Here is a 15,082-nt window from a genome sequence, read left to right on the forward strand (position 1 = left end):
AAGAACTCCATCATGAGCGATAACAACACTCCGACATCCGCTTCCCCCGTGCCCCCCACCGCAGCGCCCGAGGCGCCTGCAAGCAACGGCAAGCGCCGCCGCGCACTCACCGTTCTCACCGCCGTGGTGCTGGTCGCCGGCGGCGGCTGGGGCCTGTACGAATGGCTGGTCGCCAGCCACTACGAGAACACCGACAACGCCTACGTGCAGGGCAACGTCATCCAGATCACGCCGCAGATCGGCGGCACCGTCATGGCCATCGGCGCCGACGACACCGACTTCGTGAAGGCCGGCCAGCCGCTGGTGCAGCTCGACCCGGCCGACGCCAAGGTGGCGCTCGAGCAGTCCGAGGCCGCGCTCGCGCAGGCCGTGCGCCAGGTGCGCACGCTGTACGCCAACAACGGCTCGCTGGCCGCGCAGGTCACGCTGCGCCAGAGCGACATCGCCAAGGCCCAGAGCGACATCGCCAAGGCGCAGGACGACCTGCAGCGCCGCCGCGCGCTGTCGGGCAACGGCGCCGTGTCGAAGGAAGAACTCAACCACGCCGAGACGCAGCTGGCCAACGCCAAGAGCGCACTGGCCGCCGCACAGGCCGGCGTGGTCGCCGCGCGCGAAGCGCTGGCCAGCAACCAGTCGCTGACCGAAGGCACCAGCGTGGCGCAGCACCCGAGCGTGCTGGCCGCCGCCGCCAAGGTGCGCGAGGCCTACCTCGCCACGCAGCGCGTGGCCATGCCCGCGCCGGTCGACGGCTACGTCGCCAAGCGCACCGTGCAGCTGGGCCAGCGCGTGGCCGCCGGCACGCCGATGATGTCCATCGTGCCGCTGCACCAGCTGTGGGTCGACGCCAACTTCAAGGAAGTGCAGCTGCGCAACATCCGCATCGACCAGCCCGTGAAGCTCACCGCCGACGTGTACGGCAAGAAGGTCGAGTACACCGGCAAGGTCGCCGGCCTGGGCGTGGGCACCGGCGCCGCCTTTGCGCTGCTGCCGGCGCAGAACGCCACCGGCAACTGGATCAAGGTGGTGCAGCGCGTGCCCGTGCGCATCGCGCTCGACCCCGAACAGCTCAAGGCCAACCCGCTGCGCATCGGCCTGTCGATGGACGCCGAGATCGACATCACGCAGAAGACCGGCAAGATGCTGGCCGATGCGCCGCGCAGCACCGCCTTCGCGCAGACGCAGGTCTATAGCCAGCTCGACCGCGGCGCCGACGCCGAGGTGGACCGCATCGTGGCCGCCAATCTCGGCCGCGGCGCACCCGCGGCGGCCGTGAGCCGCCCGGCAGCGTCCGCTGCCGCACCGGCCGTGCACGCCGCCACGCAGGGCCAGCCGGGCTGATCGCCGCCGGCCGCTGAACCCTCACAGCCCGCGCCATGGCCACTGCTGCTCCTGCCTATATCGCGCACCCCCCGCTCGAGGGCTCCGCCCGCGTCTGGGGCACGGTCGCGCTGTCCGCCGCCACCTTCATGAACGTGCTCGACTCGTCGATCGCGAACGTGTCGCTGCCGGCCATCTCGGGCGACCTTGGCGTGAGCACCACGCAAGGCACCTGGGTCATCACCAGCTTCGCGGTGGCCAACGCCATCGCGGTGCCGCTCACGGGTTTCATGACCCAGCGCTTCGGCCAGGTGCGCCTGTTCATGGCCAGCGTGATCCTGTTCATGGTCGCTTCGCTGCTGTGCGGCCTGGCGCCCAACATGACCACGCTCATCCTGTTTCGCGCGCTGCAGGGCTTCGTGGCGGGGCCGATGATCCCGCTGTCGCAGACGCTGCTGCTGTCGAGCTACCCGAAGGCCAAGGCCGGCCTGGCCATGGCGATGTGGTCGATGACCACGCTGGTCGCGCCCGTGATGGGGCCGCTGCTCGGCGGCTGGATCACCGACAACATCTCGTGGCCGTGGATCTTCTACATCAACATCCCGGTGGGCATCGTGGCCGCGGCCATCACCTGGACGCTGTATCACAAGCGCGAGAGCAAGACGCACAAGGTGCCGATCGACGCCATCGGCCTGGCGCTGCTGGTGCTGTGGGTCGGATCGCTGCAGCTCATGCTCGACAAGGGCAAGGAGCTCGACTGGTTTCATTCGGCCGAGATCGTCACGATGGCCGTGGTGGCCGTGGTCGGCTTCGCGTTCTTCCTGGTCTGGGAGCTGACCGACAAGCACCCGGTGGTCGACCTGTCGCTGTTCAAGCGGCGCAACTTCTGGTCGGGCGCGGTGGCCACGGCCATTGCCTACGGCCTGTTCTTCGGCAACGTGGTGCTGCTGCCGCTGTGGCTGCAGCAGTGGATGGGCTACACCGCCACGCAGGCGGGGATGATCATGGCGCCCGTGGGGCTGCTGGCGATCTTCTTCTCGCCGGTGGTGGGCCTCACGGTCTCCAAGATCGACCCGCGCCGCTACGCGACCTTCTCGTTCCTCGTGTTCGCGCTGGTGCTGTGGATGCGCTCGAACTTCAACACGCAGGCCGACTTCGTGACGATCATCATCCCGACGATCATCCAGGGCATCGCGATGGCGTTCTTCTTCATTCCGCTCGTGACCATCACGCTGTCGGGCCTCACGCCCGACCGCATCCCGGCCGCGTCGGGGCTGTCGAACTTCCTGCGGATCACGGCGGGCGCCATGGGCACCTCGATCGCCACCACGCTGTGGGACAGCCGCGCGGCGCTGCACCACGCGCAGCTGGTGGAGTCGGTGAACCCGGGCAACAGCGCGGCCACCAGCGCCATCTCGGGGCTGACCGGCAGCGGCTTCAGTTCCGAGCAGGTGCTCGGGCAGATCAACCGCCTGGTCGACCAGCAGTCGTTCATGCTCGCGACGAACGACATCTTCTATGCCTCGGCGGTGCTGTTCCTGCTGCTGATTCCGCTGGTGTGGCTGGCACGGCCGCAAAAGGGCGGCGCGGGCGGCGACGCGGCCGCCGGCGCGCACTGACAACCGGCAGCGCTCGCGCATGGACCAGTTCGCGGCCATGAAGGCGTTCCGCGCCGTCGTGGAGGCCGGCGGCTTCACCGCCGCGGCCGACGCGATGGACGTGTCGCACACGGTGGTCTCGCGCCACGTCAAGCAGCTGGAAACGGCGCTGGGCGTGCAGCTGCTGAACCGCACCACGCGCCGCTTCGCGCTCACGCAGGCGGGCCAGACCTACTACGAGCACGCGCGGCAGATCCTCGACCAGGTCGAGACTGCGGCGCTGGTCGTGGCGCAGCACCAGGTGGAGCCCACGGGCCTGCTGCGCATCAACGCACCGATGTCCTTCGGGCTGGAGGAACTGGCGCAGTGGCTGCCGGCTTTTCTCGACGCGCACCCGCAGGTCAAGGCCGACCTCGTGTGCAACGACCGCTTCGTCGACCTGATCGAAGAGGGCTTCGACGTGGGATTGCGACTGGCGTATGCACTCTCGGACTCGACGCTGATCGTCAAGCGCCTCGCGAGCTTCGAGGAGTGGTGGGTGGCATCGCCCGCCTACCTGCAGCGGCGCGGCACGCCGCGAACGCCCGCCGACCTGGCGGCGCACGACTGCCTGAACTATTCATTGGCCGCGAAGGCCGCCCAGCCCAGCTTCACCGCGCCGGACGGCAGCGTCCACACCGTGGATGTGGGTGGGCGGCTGCAGGCCAACAGCGGGCTCGTGCTGCGCAGCGCCGCGCTGGCGGGCACGGGGCTGGCGGCGTCGCCGGCGTTCCTCGTGCGCGACCCTGTGGCGCGCGGCGAACTGGTGCGCGTGCTGCCCGAATTCCGCCAGCAGCCGTTGAACCTGTATGCGCTGTATCCGCAGAACCGGCACCTGTCGCCGAAGGTGCGGGCGTTTGTCGACTTTGCTGCCGCGCGCTACCTGCCCGCGGACGGGCAGGGCGACTGAGCGCGGCAGCCGCGCCTTACTTCGCTGCGGTGGGCACCAGGTCGAAGCGGTCGCTCTGGTACTGGAACAGCAGGCAGTTCGCGCCCGGTTCGCAGCCGCTGCGGTGCGGCAGCCGCGCCGGCAGCAGGTAGTACGAGCCGGCGGGGTACAGCACCTTCTTGCCGTCATCGAAGATCGCGTAGAACACACCCGAGAGCACGACGGACGGGAGTGCCTGCGTGTGGCGATGGTGCGGGTTGTCGAAGCCGGCCGGGAATTCGACAAAGGCTTCGTAGGGGCCATTGCCCGTCAGGTTGCCGCGCACGTTGGCGTAGCGGATGCCGCCCGCGAGGGCCTGCCATTGCAGCGTGTCGACCGGCGCCGAGATCGGCGTGCGGGGTGCCGGCGTGGCGGCGGTGGCGAGGCCCGGCGCGGACAGGGCGCAGGACAGGGCGAGGAACAAGGCGGAAGAGAACTTCATGGTCATGGATCGAAGAGGGTGGAATCGTGGGTGCATGCGAAGGGCAGGGCGTCAGCGGCCCGCTTCCAGCAGTTGCAACACCTCGTCGGTCGAGCGCACCTCGGCCACCACATCCGACACGCCGCGCAGCGCCGCGCGATGCAGCTCGCGGTGGCCCAGCACGCCGCCTTCTTCCAGGTCGAGGTCGCGCGTCGCGCAGGCATCGCCCACGATGAGGCTCTGGTAACCGCGCGGTGCGGCATCGAAGGCCGTGGCCGATACGCACATGTGCGTCATGAGGCCCGTGAGGATCAGCGTCGTGATGCCGCGCGCCTGCAGCTCGGCCTCGAGCGTGGTGCCGGCGAAAGCACTCGGTGTGGCCTTGCGCAGCACGGCATGCTGAGACGCCGGACTCAGTTCATCGTGGATGCCGAAGGCATGGCTGCCGTCCGCGAAGATCGGGCTGTCGGCGGGCGCCACGTGCTGCACATGGAACACCGGCACCGCATGCCGGTCGGCGGCATCGATCAGGCGTCGCGCCTGGCGCAGGGCGGCCAGTCCGTCGGGAATGGGCATGCGCCCGTCGAAATACTCGTTCTGGAAGTCGATCGCGATCAGCGCCGTGGCGGCGGGATCGAGACGGCTCGTGGGCACGGCGCCGGTGAGGCTGCGAATGCTGGGGTGCTTCATGCGTTCTCTGCGTGAGTGAAAGAAGGCCTGAAGCGTAGGCAGCCCGCGCGCTGCGGGGTAGGGGCGCCGCCGCACAAGATTTGTGCGGATATTGAAGGGTGACGCGGCTATTTGACGCCGTGTCCCAGCGCCTTCAGCACGTCATGGCACGCACCCATCGTGTGGTAATCGGTCTTGCCCGCCGGGCTCTTCTCGTCGCTGATCTTCGCGTTCTGCGGCGTGAGGATGCGGTACCACGCGCCGTGCGTGTGGTCGACGAAGTGGTCCCAGCTGTAGGCCCAGATCCGGTCGTACCAGTCCCAGTAGCCGGCATCGCCCGTGCGCACCGCGAGCAGGGCGGCGGCGGCGAAGCTTTCGGCCTGCACCCAGAAGTACTTGTCGCCATCGCACACCGCGCCGTCGGGCCCGAAGCCGTAGACCAGCCCGCCGTGCGTGGCGTCCCAGCCGCGCTGCATCGCGGTGTCGAAGAAGTGGCGCGCGCGCGGAACGATCCATTCGGTGCCCGGCGCGTCGGGGCCCAGGTGGCCCTCGAGCTGCAACAGCAGCTTGGCCCATTCCGTGAGGTGGCCGGTCTGGAAGCCCCAGGGCCGGAAGATGTTGGTCTTGTCGCCGCGGTTGTAGTCCCAGTCGACCGACCAGTCCTCGCGGTAGTGCTCCCACACCAGCCCGTCGGCGAGCGCGGCCTGCCGGCCCGTGATGCTTTCGGCGAGCGTGCGCGCGCGCTCGAGGTAGAAGGGCTCGCGCGTGGCGTCGTAGGCCGCGAGCATCGCCTCGCAGGCGTGCATGTTGGCGTTCTGGCCGCGGTAGGGGCCGACCTGCCAGCTTGGCGTCGCCTCGTCGGCGTACAGCTGGTGCGCCGGCTCCCAGAAATGCTGTTCCATCAAATCGCGGGTGTGCGCGAGGCTGGCGCGTGCTTCCTCGACGCCGGCCATCAGCGCATGCGCGTGCGCCAGCAGCACGAAGGCCAGGCCGTAGCAGTGCTGCGTGCCGTCCTGCACCGTGGCTTGATGGCCATCCCAGTCGATCTGCCATGCATAGCCACCATTCGGCTGCGCATGCGCGGTCTGCAAAAACGCCAGGCCGTGGCGCACCGCCGCAAGATCGTCGGGCCGGCCGAAGCGGCGCCATGCCATCGCGTGGTTGAACACGAAGCGCGTGCTGCTCACGAGGTGGCGCGTGCGGCGGTCGTACACCGTGCCATCGTCCTTGAAGAAATGGAAGAAGCCGCCCGAGGCATCGCGGCTGCGCGGCGCGTAGAACGCCAGCGTGTGGGCGATGTGGTCGGCAAGGAATTCGGGTGAGCGGAAGTTCGGCATGGCGGTGATGGATTCAATCCGGGTGAAAGCGCATCGTGGCAGCGCAGCGGGCACGCCAGTTTTTCACGAAGCGCGCATGCGTGCCCGACATCCTCATGACGGTGCGCGTGCATGCATCGCGCATTCGCAGGTGTGCGTGTTGCGGTGCGCAATGTCGTTGGGACGACAGTCGCTCGCACAGAGGGGGCGCACTCTGTGAATGGTTGCAGTGCAGCATAGGCATTTGCCCCAGTATGCAATTGCATAGCAGCCACCAACAATCGGTCCGCGCTCGATGGTGGCGCATTGAGATGGACCGCATGACCGATTTCTTTTTTCCGCACACGGACGACGCCGCGAGATGAGCGACGTCATTCTTGAAACACGCCAGCTCACCAAGGAATTCAAGGGATTCACCGCGGTCAGCAAGGTCGACCTCTCGGTGAAGCGCGGTTCGATCCACGCGCTCATCGGCCCCAACGGTGCCGGCAAGACGACCTGCTTCAACCTGCTCACCAAATTCCTCGAGCCCACGGCCGGCACGATCCTGTTCAACGGCCACGACATCACGGGCGAACGCCCGGCGCAGATCGCGCGGCGCGGCGTGATCCGCTCGTTCCAGATCTCCGCCGTGTTCCCGCACCTCACGCTGCTCGAGAACGTGCGCCTGGGCCTGCAGCGCAAGCTCGGCACCTCGTACCACTTCTGGAAGAGCGAGAAGTCGCTCAAGCCGCTCGATGCGCGCGCCCGCGAGCTGCTCGCCGAGGTGGGCCTCGAAGAACTGGCCGACGAACAGACCGTGAACCTGCCCTACGGCCGCAAGCGCGCGCTCGAGATCGCCACCACGCTGGCCATGGAGCCCGAGCTGATGCTGCTGGACGAACCCACGCAGGGCATGGGCCACGAAGACGTGCACCGCGTGGCCGAGCTCATCAAGCGCGTGTCGGCCGGACGCACCATCCTGATGGTCGAACACAATATGAGCGTGGTCTCGACCATCGCCGACACCATCACGGTGCTGCAGCGCGGCGCCGTGCTGGCCGAAGGCCCGTACGCCGAAGTCTCGAAGAACCCGCAGGTGATGGAAGCCTACATGGGCACCACCGACGGCGAAATGCAGGGGGCTCACTGATGACCGCTGCACTCGAAATCAAGGGTCTGCAGGCCTGGTACGGCGAATCGCACGTGCTGCACGGCGTCGACATGGTCGTGCAGCCGGGCGAGGTCGTCACGCTGCTGGGCCGCAATGGTGCGGGCCGCACGACGACGATGCGCGCCGTGATGGGACTCACCGGCGCCCGCAAGGGCAGCATCAAGGTCAACGGCGTCGAGACCGTCTCGATGGCGACGCACCGCATCGCGCATCTGGGCATCGGCTACTGCCCCGAAGAGCGCGGCATCTTCGCCAGCCTCTCGTGCGAAGAAAACCTGATGCTGCCGCCCGAGCTGAAAGGCGCTGGGCAGGGCATGTCGGTCGACGAGATCTACGCCATGTTCCCCAACCTCGCCGAGCGCCGCCACAGCCAGGGCACGCGCCTGTCGGGCGGCGAGCAGCAGATGCTGGCCGTGGCGCGCATCCTGCGCACCGGCGCCAAGCTGCTGCTGCTCGACGAGATTTCCGAAGGCCTGGCGCCCGTCATCGTGCAGGCGCTGGCCCGCATGATCACCACGCTGCGCGCCAAGGGCTACACCATCGTCATGGTCGAGCAGAACTTCCGCTTCGCCGCGCCGCTGGCCGACCGTTTCTACGTGATGGAGCACGGCCGCATCGTCGAGAAGTTCGGCGCCGCCGAGCTCGAAGCCAAGATGCCCGTGCTGACCGAGCTGCTCGGCGTCTGAGTTCTTTCACCCCTTGCCACTGCTGGAGACATCCATGAAAAATCAGCTCACCGCTTTCGCCCTGGCTTTCAGCGCACTGGCGCTCGCCGCGTCCGCCCAGGCGCAAGGCCAGGACAAGGTCAAGATCGGCTTCATCACCGACATGTCCAGCCTGTACGCCGACCTCGAAGGCAAGAACGGCGCGCTGGCGATCCAGATGGCCATCGACGACTTCGGCGGCAAGGCGGCCGGCAAGCCGGTCGAGCTGCTCACCGTCGACCACCAGAACAAGCCCGACATCGCCGCCTCGAAGGCGCGCGAGTGGATCGACACGCAAGGCCTGAGCATGGTCTTCGGCGGCACCAACTCGGGCGTGGGCCTGGCGCTGGCCAAGGTCGCGGCCGAGAAGAAGCGCGTGTACTTCAACAACGGCGCGGCCTCCTCGGCGCTCACCAACGAACAGTGCTCGCCCTACACCGTGCACTACGCCTACGACACCGTCGCGCTCGCCAAGGGCACCGGCGCCGCGGTGGTCGACGGCGGCGGCAAGACCTGGTTCTTCCTGACGGCCGACTACGCCTTCGGCCACGCGCTCGAAGCCGACACCTCCACGGTCGTGAAGGCCAAGGGCGGCACGATCGTGGGCGCGGTGCGCCATCCGCTCAACGCGTCCGACTTCTCGTCGTTCCTGCTGCAGGCGCAGAACTCCAAGGCGCAGATCCTGGGCCTGGCCAACGCGGGCGGCGACACCGTCAACAGCATCAAGGCCGCCAAGGAGTTCGGCATCGGCAAGTCGATGAAGCTGGCCGGCCTGCTGATCTTCCTGAGCGACGTGCACAGCCTGGGCCTGAAGAACACCGAGGGCCTGCAGTTCACCACCAGCTGGTACTGGGACCTGAACGACGAGACCCGCAAGTTCGCCAAGCGCTTCTTCGACAAGACCAAGCGCATGCCCACCGAGATCCAGGCCGCCGACTACTCGGCCACCATGACCTACCTCAAGGCCGTGGACGCCGCCAAGACCGACGATGCCGACAAGGTCATGGCCGAGCTCAAGAAGATGAAGCTCAACGACTTCTTCGGCACCGGCCAGATCCGCCCCGACGGCCGCTACGTGCACGACATGTACCTGATGCAGGTCAAGTCGCCCGCCGAATCGAAGACGCCGTGGGACTACTACAAGCTCGTGAAGAAGCTGCCCGGCGACACGGTGTTCACCACCAAGGCCGAGTCCAAGTGCACGCTCTGGAAGTGACACCACCGAACACCCCACAGGAACAACATCCATGAAGACCACCACATTCGCTCTCTCCGCCGTTTTCGCCGCCGCTGCGCTGGCCGCCGGTGCCGCCCAGGCACAAGACAAGGTCAAGATCGGCTTCGTCACCGACATGTCGAGCCTGTACGCCGACGTCGAAGGCAAGAACGGCGCGCTGGCGATCCAGATGGCCATCGACGACTTCGGCGGCAAGGTCAACGGCATGCCCATCGAGCTGCTCACGGCCGACCACCAGAACAAGGCCGACATCGCCGCCTCCAAGGCGCGCGAGTGGATCGACACGCAGGGCCTGACCATGCTGTTCGGCGGCACCAGCTCCGGCACGGCCCTGGCCATGGCCAAGGTGGCGCAGGAGAAGAAGCGCGTCTTCGTCGTGAACGGCGCGGGCAGCTCGGCGCTCACCAACGAGCAGTGCTCGCCCTACACCGTGCACTACGCCTACGACACCGTCGCGCTCGCCAAGGGCACCGGCGCGGCCGTGATCGGCCGTGGCGACAAGAGCTGGTACTTCCTGACCGCCGACTACGCCTTCGGCCAGGCCCTCGAAGCCGACGCGACCAAGGTCGTGAAGGAAAAGGGCGGCACCGTGCTGGGCTCGGTGAAGGCACCGCTCAACACCTCCGACTTCTCGTCCTTCCTGCTGCAGGCGCAGAACTCCAAGGCGCAGGTGCTGGCGCTGGCCAACGCCGGCGGCGACACCATCAACAGCATCAAGGCCGCGAAAGAGTTCGGCATCACCAAGAGCATGAAGATGGTGGGCCTGCTGGTGTTCGTGACCGACGTGCACAGCCTGGGCCTGAAGAACACCGAAGGCCTGCTGCTCACCACCAGCTGGGACTGGAACCTGGACGACAAGACGCGCGCCTTCGGCAAGCGCTTCTTCGAGAAGACCAAGCGCATGCCCACCGACATCCAGGCCGCCGACTACTCGGCCACCATGACCTACCTGAAGGCCGTGCAGGCCGCCAAGACGGTCGATGCCGACAAGGTCATGGCCACGCTCAAGTCCACGCCCATCGACGACTTCTACGCCAAGGGTAGCATCCGCGCCGACGGCCGCTTCGTGCACGACATGTACCTGGTGCAGGTCAAGTCGCCGGCCGAATCCAAGCAGCCGTGGGACTACTACAAGGTGGTCCAGAAGCTCAAGGGCGAAGAAGTCTTCACGACCAAGGCCGAAAGCCGCTGCGCCCTCTGGAAGTGACCTCCCGCGGGCGCCCCTGCGGCGCCCGGGTTCGTTGAAACGCTTATGAACATTTCCCTTCCCGCCTTGTTGAGCCAGCTCCTTCTGGGGCTGGTCAACGGCTCGTTCTACGCCATCCTGAGCCTCGGGCTGGCGGTGATCTTCGGTTTGCTCAACGTCATCAACTTCGCGCACGGCGCGCTGTTCATGCTCGGGGCCGTCCTCACCTGGATGGCGATGGAGTACCTGGGCGTCAACTACTGGGTGATGCTGATCGCCGCGCCGGTCCTCATCGGCCTGTTCGGCGTGGTCATCGAACGATTGCTGCTGCGCTGGATCTACAAGCTCGACCACCTCTACGGCCTGCTGCTCACGCTGGGCCTCACGTTGCTGATCGAAGGCGTGTTCCGCTCGGTCTACGGCGTGTCGGGGCTGCCCTACGATGCGCCCGAGCTGCTGTCCAGCGCCACCGACCTGGGCTTCATGGTGCTGCCCAACTACCGTGCCTGGGTGGTCGTGGCCTCGCTGGTGATCTGCTTTGCGACCTGGTACGTGATCGAGAAGACGCGCCTGGGCGCCTACCTGCGCGCCGGCACCGAGAACCCGCGCCTGGTGGAAGCCTTCGGCGTCAACGTGCCGCTGATGATCACGCTGACCTACGCCTTCGGCTGCGCGCTCGCCGCCTTCGCCGGCGTGCTGGCCGCGCCGGTGATGCAGGTGTCGCCGCTGATGGGGCAGAACCTCATCATCGTGGTGTTCGCGGTGGTCGTGATCGGCGGCATGGGCTCCATCATGGGCGCCATCCTCACGGGCCTGGGCCTGGGCGTGATCGAGGGGCTCACCAAGGTTTTCTATCCCGAGGCTTCTTCGACGGTTGTGTTCGTGATCATGGTCATCGTGCTGCTCATCCGCCCCGCCGGCCTGTTCGGCAAAGAGAAATAAGGCGAGCGGCATGAACATGAAAAAAATCTCCACCGTCGTCTACGCGCTGCTGCTGGTCGCCCTGGTGCTCGCGCCGTTCTTCGGCGCCTACCCGGTGTTCGTGATGAAGCTCATGTGCTTCGCGCTGTTCGCCGCGGCCTTCAACCTGCTGCTGGGCTACACCGGCCTGCTGTCCTTCGGCCACGCGGCCTTCCTGGGCGGCTCCGCGTACGTGGCGGGCCATGCGATCAAGGTCTGGGGCCTCACGCCCGAGCTGGGCCTGATCGCGGGCACGCTCACCGGCGCGCTGCTGGGCTGGCTGTTCGGCGTGCTGGCCATCCGCCGCCAGGGCATCTACTTCGCGATGATCACGTTGGCGCTCGCGCAGATGATGTTCTTCGTCGCGCTGCAGGCCAAGTTCACGGGCGGCGAAGACGGCCTGCAGGGCGTGCCGCGCGGCAAGCTCTTCGGCATCGTCGACCTGTCGAACGACCTCACCATGTACTACGTGGCGCTGGTGATCGTGGTCGCGGCCTTCCTGCTGATCGTGCGCACCATCCACTCGCCGTTCGGGCAGGTGCTCAAGGGCATCAAGGAAAACGAGCCGCGCGCGCTCTCGCTGGGCTACGACGTGAGCCGTTTCAAGCTGCTGGCCTTCGTGATCTCGGCCGCGCTGTCGGGCCTGGCCGGCTCGCTCAAGACGCTGGTGCTGGGCTTTGCCACGCTGTCCGACGTGCACTGGACCGCCTCGGGCCAGGTCATCCTGATGACGCTGGTGGGCGGCCTGGGCACGCTGTCGGGCCCCATCGTGGGCTCGGCGGTGGTCGTGCTGCTCGAGAACAAGATCGGCGAACTCGGCAACTTCCTGGCGCGCATCACGACCGTCGACTGGTTCAACACGCTGGGCGAGTCGGTCACCATGGTCACGGGCCTGATCTTCGTGATCTGCGTGCTGGCCTTCCGCAAGGGCATCATGGGCGAGATCATCGCCTTCATCGATCGCCGCCGCGCGAAGTAGCGATGCAGGTGGCGCGGCGGCGGGGTGGTTACCCTCCCTGCGGCGCCACCGCTTGTGCCCCCTGGGGCCGGGGCGCAGAATCCGGCTCCCACTTCGAGGAGCCGGCCATGGCCCTTCTTCCGTACTTTGTCCTCACGCCCGAGCGGCGCGAAACGCCCTTGAACGTGCTCGGCACGCAGGTGACGGTGCTGGCGTCGAATGCCTCGACGCAAAGCTACGGCGTCACCTTCCAGCGCGGCGACGAAGGCACGGGCCCGCCACCGCACAGTCACGACTGGGACGAGTCGTTCTACGTGCTCGGCGGCGAGGTCGAATTCCTCTGCGACGGCCAGGCGCATCGGTGCCAGCCCGGCACGCTGGTGCACGTGCCGCGCGGCACGGTGCATGGCTTTCACTACGGCAAGGGCGGCGGGCAGATGCTCGAGATCACGGGGCAGGATGCGATGGCCGCGCAGATGTTCACCGCCATCGACCGCGAGATTCCGGTCGGGCCGGCGCCCGACATTCCGAAGCTGCTGGCGGTGCTGGCGCGCAATGGGGTGACGGTCTCGGCGTGAGTCGCGGCCCTCATCGGCATTGACAATGCCGACGCTGTCCAAAACCACCGGTTCCCGTGGCGACGCCGCATGCAGCGCTCGGCACAATCATCCGCACCCGGCCGCACAGGCCTACACCGACAAGAAGATGGAGGAGACCCCCATGCGCAGACGGCTGCTCGCACTTTTCGTGGCGCTCGCGCTGACAGGGTGCATGACCCCGCCGCCGCTGCCGCCGAACGGCGGCCAGCTCGCGAAGGGCGCGAAGGTCGGCCTGCTGGTGCGCATCCCCACCGCCTCTGCGGAACACATGCACGTGGGCACGACCGTCTTCAACAACTTCTCGACCACGTACCCGTTCCCCTGGAACCCCACGGCCAAGGTCTACGAGGCCTTCACGTCGGAGCTCGAAAAGGCCGGCTTCCAGGTGGTGCGCCTGACGAGCTTTGCCACGACCTCCGTCAACGCACTGGCCGTCTTCAAGCACGATCGATGGATCGCGAATCCTGCGCAGGCGTGGGCGACACGCAAGCTGAAGGACGACCAGATTGCCGCGGTGGTCCTCGTCGAGGCGACGCGAACGCAGGCGCGCCTGGAGTGCACCGGCGGGCCCTGTGGCGAGAGCGTCATGCAGAACTCGGGCCTCTTCACGCGCAGCATGCTGGGGTCGACGCGGTACTACGCGGTGCCCGCGATCGAAGCCAAGGTCTTCGTCATGGACCCGCCGCTGAACCTCGCGGCCTACGAGCCGATGCTCGCCCAGCAGCGGCAACGGGTGCGGCAGCTCAAGGATTTCCAGGAGCCGCGCGACCTCAAGCGGTTGAGCACCGCCGAGTTCGCGCCCGTCGCTTCGGCGATCGACGACCACGTCCGCGCGTTGTCGCGCAACACGGCGCAGGCGCTGAGCCAGGGCGTGAAGTAGCCCATCGCGCCGGGCTTCGGCTCACAGCCGCAGCGGCGCCGCGTACCCCGTCATCTCGAGGTACCCGCGTCCCACGCGCCGGCCTTGCTGCGCATCGCGCAGCTCGCTCAAGCCTTCCCAGTACACGCCGCCCGTGGAGCCGCGGCTGTCCAGTTCCTGGTCGTCGAGCAGCGCCTGCACCTCGAAGCGGCCCGCGGGCGTATCGATGCGCCAGTGCGTCGGGTAGCTGGCGCGCGTGCGCGGGCTGGTCCAGCTGCGAAGCGCCTCGAAGCGCACCTCGCCGGGCTGGAAGATGCGTGCCGCGCCACCGCGCGGGCGGAACGAGCCGCCCGACCACAGCGCGCTGCCGTCGCGGCGACGCAGGTGGAAGGCGGTGAGCGCGCTGCCGTCGTCGAGGTTCATGCCGATCCAGTCCCAGCCCACGGCCTCGGGGTGCATCAGCGCCTCGCTCCATTCGTGGTCGAGCCAGGCGGTGCCGGCGATCTCGAACGGGGCCTGGCCTTGCAGCGTGAGGCGGCCCTGTGCCTGCAGCTGCGGCTCGCTGTAGTAGTAGCTCGCCTGCTCGGGCTCGGGGCCTTTGCGCGACAGGCCTTCGCGGCCCTGCAGCAGCACGGGCTGCGACGGCGCGAAGCGCAGGTCGAGTGTGAATTCGCCGGCAGGGATGCGCGCGGTGTAGGCGCCGCTGCCGGCGTCGCGCACCAGCGACCAGTCGCGCAGCCGCACGTCGGTGTCGGCCTCGCTGGCCGAGGCCACGTCGAAGCCCGCGCGTGCGATGCGCTGGTCGTGCCACAGCACGCGGCCTTCGAGGTCGGTGACGGCGGCGTGCGCGAACACCAGCTGCTTGGCGGCGAAGGCCGAGCGCATGGCCTGCGTGGCGTCGACACGCGAGCGGAAGAAGGTCACCTGGAAACCGAACGCGCGCCCCGCGGCGGTCTGGCCGTGGCCGGTGATGTACCACCACTCGGTGCGCAGCTCGGGGTGGCTGCCGAAGTCGCGCGGGAACTGCAGCGCCTTCGCGGGCAGGGCCCAGGCGGGATGCGGCGCGCCCGCAGCGGCCAGCGCCGCCAGCAGCAACAGTTGCCGCCGCGCGATGAGGCCACGGGACGGGCGCATGGCC

The 15,082-nt window shown here is 67.8% G+C and carries 15 protein-coding genes; 11 read left to right on the forward strand and 4 right to left on the reverse strand.

What is annotated here, in order from left to right; translation table 11 throughout:
* Positions 1–12 precede the first annotated feature (12 nt).
* The 3 genes from AC07YS_RS19600 to AC07YS_RS19610 are packed head-to-tail and all read left to right on the forward strand — an operon-like array spanning position 13 to position 3,864.
* Positions 13–1,338: an HlyD family secretion protein gene (locus AC07YS_RS19600; protein ID WP_495268944.1), complete on the forward strand. Its 1,326-nt coding sequence runs from the start codon at positions 13–15 to the stop codon at positions 1,336–1,338.
* A 35-nt stretch (positions 1,339–1,373) separates the two neighbouring features.
* Positions 1,374–2,936 carry a DHA2 family efflux MFS transporter permease subunit gene (locus tag AC07YS_RS19605; RefSeq protein ID WP_062474087.1) on the forward strand — a complete coding sequence of 521 codons (1,563 nt, stop codon included), beginning with the start codon at positions 1,374–1,376 and terminating at the stop codon, positions 2,934–2,936.
* 19 nt (positions 2,937–2,955) lie between these two features.
* Entirely contained in the window at positions 2,956–3,864 is a 909-nt protein-coding gene (locus AC07YS_RS19610; protein ID WP_495268945.1) for a LysR family transcriptional regulator, read from the forward strand.
* 16 nt (positions 3,865–3,880) lie between these two features.
* Here AC07YS_RS19610 and AC07YS_RS19615 read toward each other — a convergent pair whose 3' ends face one another.
* The 3 genes from AC07YS_RS19615 to AC07YS_RS19625 all read right to left on the reverse strand — a co-directional run bounded on the left by AC07YS_RS19615 (position 3,881) and on the right by AC07YS_RS19625 (position 6,309).
* Complete coding sequence (locus tag AC07YS_RS19615) at positions 3,881–4,324, reverse strand: cupin domain-containing protein (protein WP_495268946.1); 444 nt, start codon at positions 4,322–4,324, stop codon at positions 3,881–3,883.
* Positions 4,325–4,375: 51 nt separating this feature from the next.
* Positions 4,376–4,993 carry a cysteine hydrolase family protein gene (locus AC07YS_RS19620; protein ID WP_495268947.1) on the reverse strand — a complete coding sequence of 206 codons (618 nt, stop codon included), beginning with the start codon at positions 4,991–4,993 and terminating at the stop codon, positions 4,376–4,378.
* A 107-nt stretch (positions 4,994–5,100) separates the two neighbouring features.
* Positions 5,101–6,309: an AGE family epimerase/isomerase gene (locus AC07YS_RS19625; RefSeq protein ID WP_495268948.1), complete on the reverse strand. Its 1,209-nt coding sequence runs from the start codon at positions 6,307–6,309 to the stop codon at positions 5,101–5,103.
* Between the two features lie 340 nt (positions 6,310–6,649).
* Here AC07YS_RS19625 and AC07YS_RS19630 point away from each other — a divergent pair, with 340 nt between their 5' ends.
* The 8 genes from AC07YS_RS19630 (at position 6,650) to AC07YS_RS19665 (ending at position 13,965) form a co-directional block, all read left to right on the forward strand.
* Positions 6,650–7,420, forward strand: a complete 771-nt coding sequence (locus AC07YS_RS19630; RefSeq protein WP_062474077.1) for an ABC transporter ATP-binding protein — start codon at positions 6,650–6,652, stop codon at positions 7,418–7,420.
* Complete coding sequence (locus AC07YS_RS19635; RefSeq protein WP_062474075.1) at positions 7,420–8,127, forward strand: ABC transporter ATP-binding protein; 708 nt, start codon at positions 7,420–7,422, stop codon at positions 8,125–8,127. The genes AC07YS_RS19630 and AC07YS_RS19635 overlap by 1 nt, the downstream gene beginning before the upstream one ends.
* A 34-nt stretch (positions 8,128–8,161) precedes the next feature.
* Positions 8,162–9,361 carry an ABC transporter substrate-binding protein gene (locus AC07YS_RS19640; protein ID WP_095949065.1) on the forward strand — a complete coding sequence of 400 codons (1,200 nt, stop codon included), beginning with the start codon at positions 8,162–8,164 and terminating at the stop codon, positions 9,359–9,361.
* Positions 9,362–9,392: 31 nt separating this feature from the next.
* Complete coding sequence (locus AC07YS_RS19645) at positions 9,393–10,589, forward strand: ABC transporter substrate-binding protein (protein ID WP_062474071.1); 1,197 nt, start codon at positions 9,393–9,395, stop codon at positions 10,587–10,589.
* 45 nt (positions 10,590–10,634) lie between these two features.
* Entirely contained in the window at positions 10,635–11,510 is an 876-nt protein-coding gene (locus tag AC07YS_RS19650) for a branched-chain amino acid ABC transporter permease (RefSeq protein ID WP_062474069.1), read from the forward strand.
* Positions 11,511–11,520: 10 nt separating this feature from the next.
* Entirely contained in the window at positions 11,521–12,507 is a 987-nt protein-coding gene (locus AC07YS_RS19655) for a branched-chain amino acid ABC transporter permease (protein WP_495268949.1), read from the forward strand.
* 107 nt (positions 12,508–12,614) lie between these two features.
* Positions 12,615–13,064: a cupin domain-containing protein gene (locus AC07YS_RS19660; RefSeq protein WP_062474067.1), complete on the forward strand. Its 450-nt coding sequence runs from the start codon at positions 12,615–12,617 to the stop codon at positions 13,062–13,064.
* Positions 13,065–13,206: 142 nt separating this feature from the next.
* Entirely contained in the window at positions 13,207–13,965 is a 759-nt protein-coding gene (locus AC07YS_RS19665) for a hypothetical protein (RefSeq protein WP_062474065.1), read from the forward strand.
* A 21-nt stretch (positions 13,966–13,986) separates the two neighbouring features.
* On the opposite strand, the gene AC07YS_RS19670 is transcribed toward AC07YS_RS19665, so the two are convergent.
* Complete coding sequence (locus tag AC07YS_RS19670; RefSeq protein WP_495268950.1) at positions 13,987–15,078, reverse strand: lipocalin-like domain-containing protein; 1,092 nt, start codon at positions 15,076–15,078, stop codon at positions 13,987–13,989.
* Between the last annotated feature and the right edge of the window lie 4 nt (positions 15,079–15,082).

The organism is Variovorax sp. GW458-11-26-14-LB1 (genome assembly GCF_059423965.1).

Bases quoted from the DNA above. Each gene is read 5' to 3' on its own strand.
- AC07YS_RS19645 (WP_062474071.1), top strand. From the start codon at position 9,393: ATGAAGACCACCACATTCGCTCTCTCCGCCGTTTTCGCCGCCGCTGCG.
- AC07YS_RS19600 (WP_495268944.1), top strand. From the start codon at position 13: ATGAGCGATAACAACACTCCGACATCCGCTTCCCCCGTGCCCCCCACC.
- AC07YS_RS19610 (WP_495268945.1), top strand. From the start codon at position 2,956: ATGGACCAGTTCGCGGCCATGAAGGCGTTCCGCGCCGTCGTGGAGGCC.
- AC07YS_RS19650 (WP_062474069.1), top strand. From the start codon at position 10,635: ATGAACATTTCCCTTCCCGCCTTGTTGAGCCAGCTCCTTCTGGGGCTG.
- AC07YS_RS19635 (WP_062474075.1), top strand. From the start codon at position 7,420: ATGACCGCTGCACTCGAAATCAAGGGTCTGCAGGCCTGGTACGGCGAA.
- AC07YS_RS19670 (WP_495268950.1), bottom strand. From the start codon at position 15,078: ATGCGCCCGTCCCGTGGCCTCATCGCGCGGCGGCAACTGTTGCTGCTG.
- AC07YS_RS19620 (WP_495268947.1), bottom strand. From the start codon at position 4,993: ATGAAGCACCCCAGCATTCGCAGCCTCACCGGCGCCGTGCCCACGAGC.
- AC07YS_RS19665 (WP_062474065.1), top strand. From the start codon at position 13,207: ATGCGCAGACGGCTGCTCGCACTTTTCGTGGCGCTCGCGCTGACAGGG.
- AC07YS_RS19605 (WP_062474087.1), top strand. From the start codon at position 1,374: ATGGCCACTGCTGCTCCTGCCTATATCGCGCACCCCCCGCTCGAGGGC.
- AC07YS_RS19615 (WP_495268946.1), bottom strand. From the start codon at position 4,324: ATGAAGTTCTCTTCCGCCTTGTTCCTCGCCCTGTCCTGCGCCCTGTCC.
- AC07YS_RS19660 (WP_062474067.1), top strand. From the start codon at position 12,615: ATGGCCCTTCTTCCGTACTTTGTCCTCACGCCCGAGCGGCGCGAAACG.
- AC07YS_RS19655 (WP_495268949.1), top strand. From the start codon at position 11,521: ATGAACATGAAAAAAATCTCCACCGTCGTCTACGCGCTGCTGCTGGTC.
- AC07YS_RS19625 (WP_495268948.1), bottom strand. From the start codon at position 6,309: ATGCCGAACTTCCGCTCACCCGAATTCCTTGCCGACCACATCGCCCAC.
- AC07YS_RS19630 (WP_062474077.1), top strand. From the start codon at position 6,650: ATGAGCGACGTCATTCTTGAAACACGCCAGCTCACCAAGGAATTCAAG.
- AC07YS_RS19640 (WP_095949065.1), top strand. From the start codon at position 8,162: ATGAAAAATCAGCTCACCGCTTTCGCCCTGGCTTTCAGCGCACTGGCG.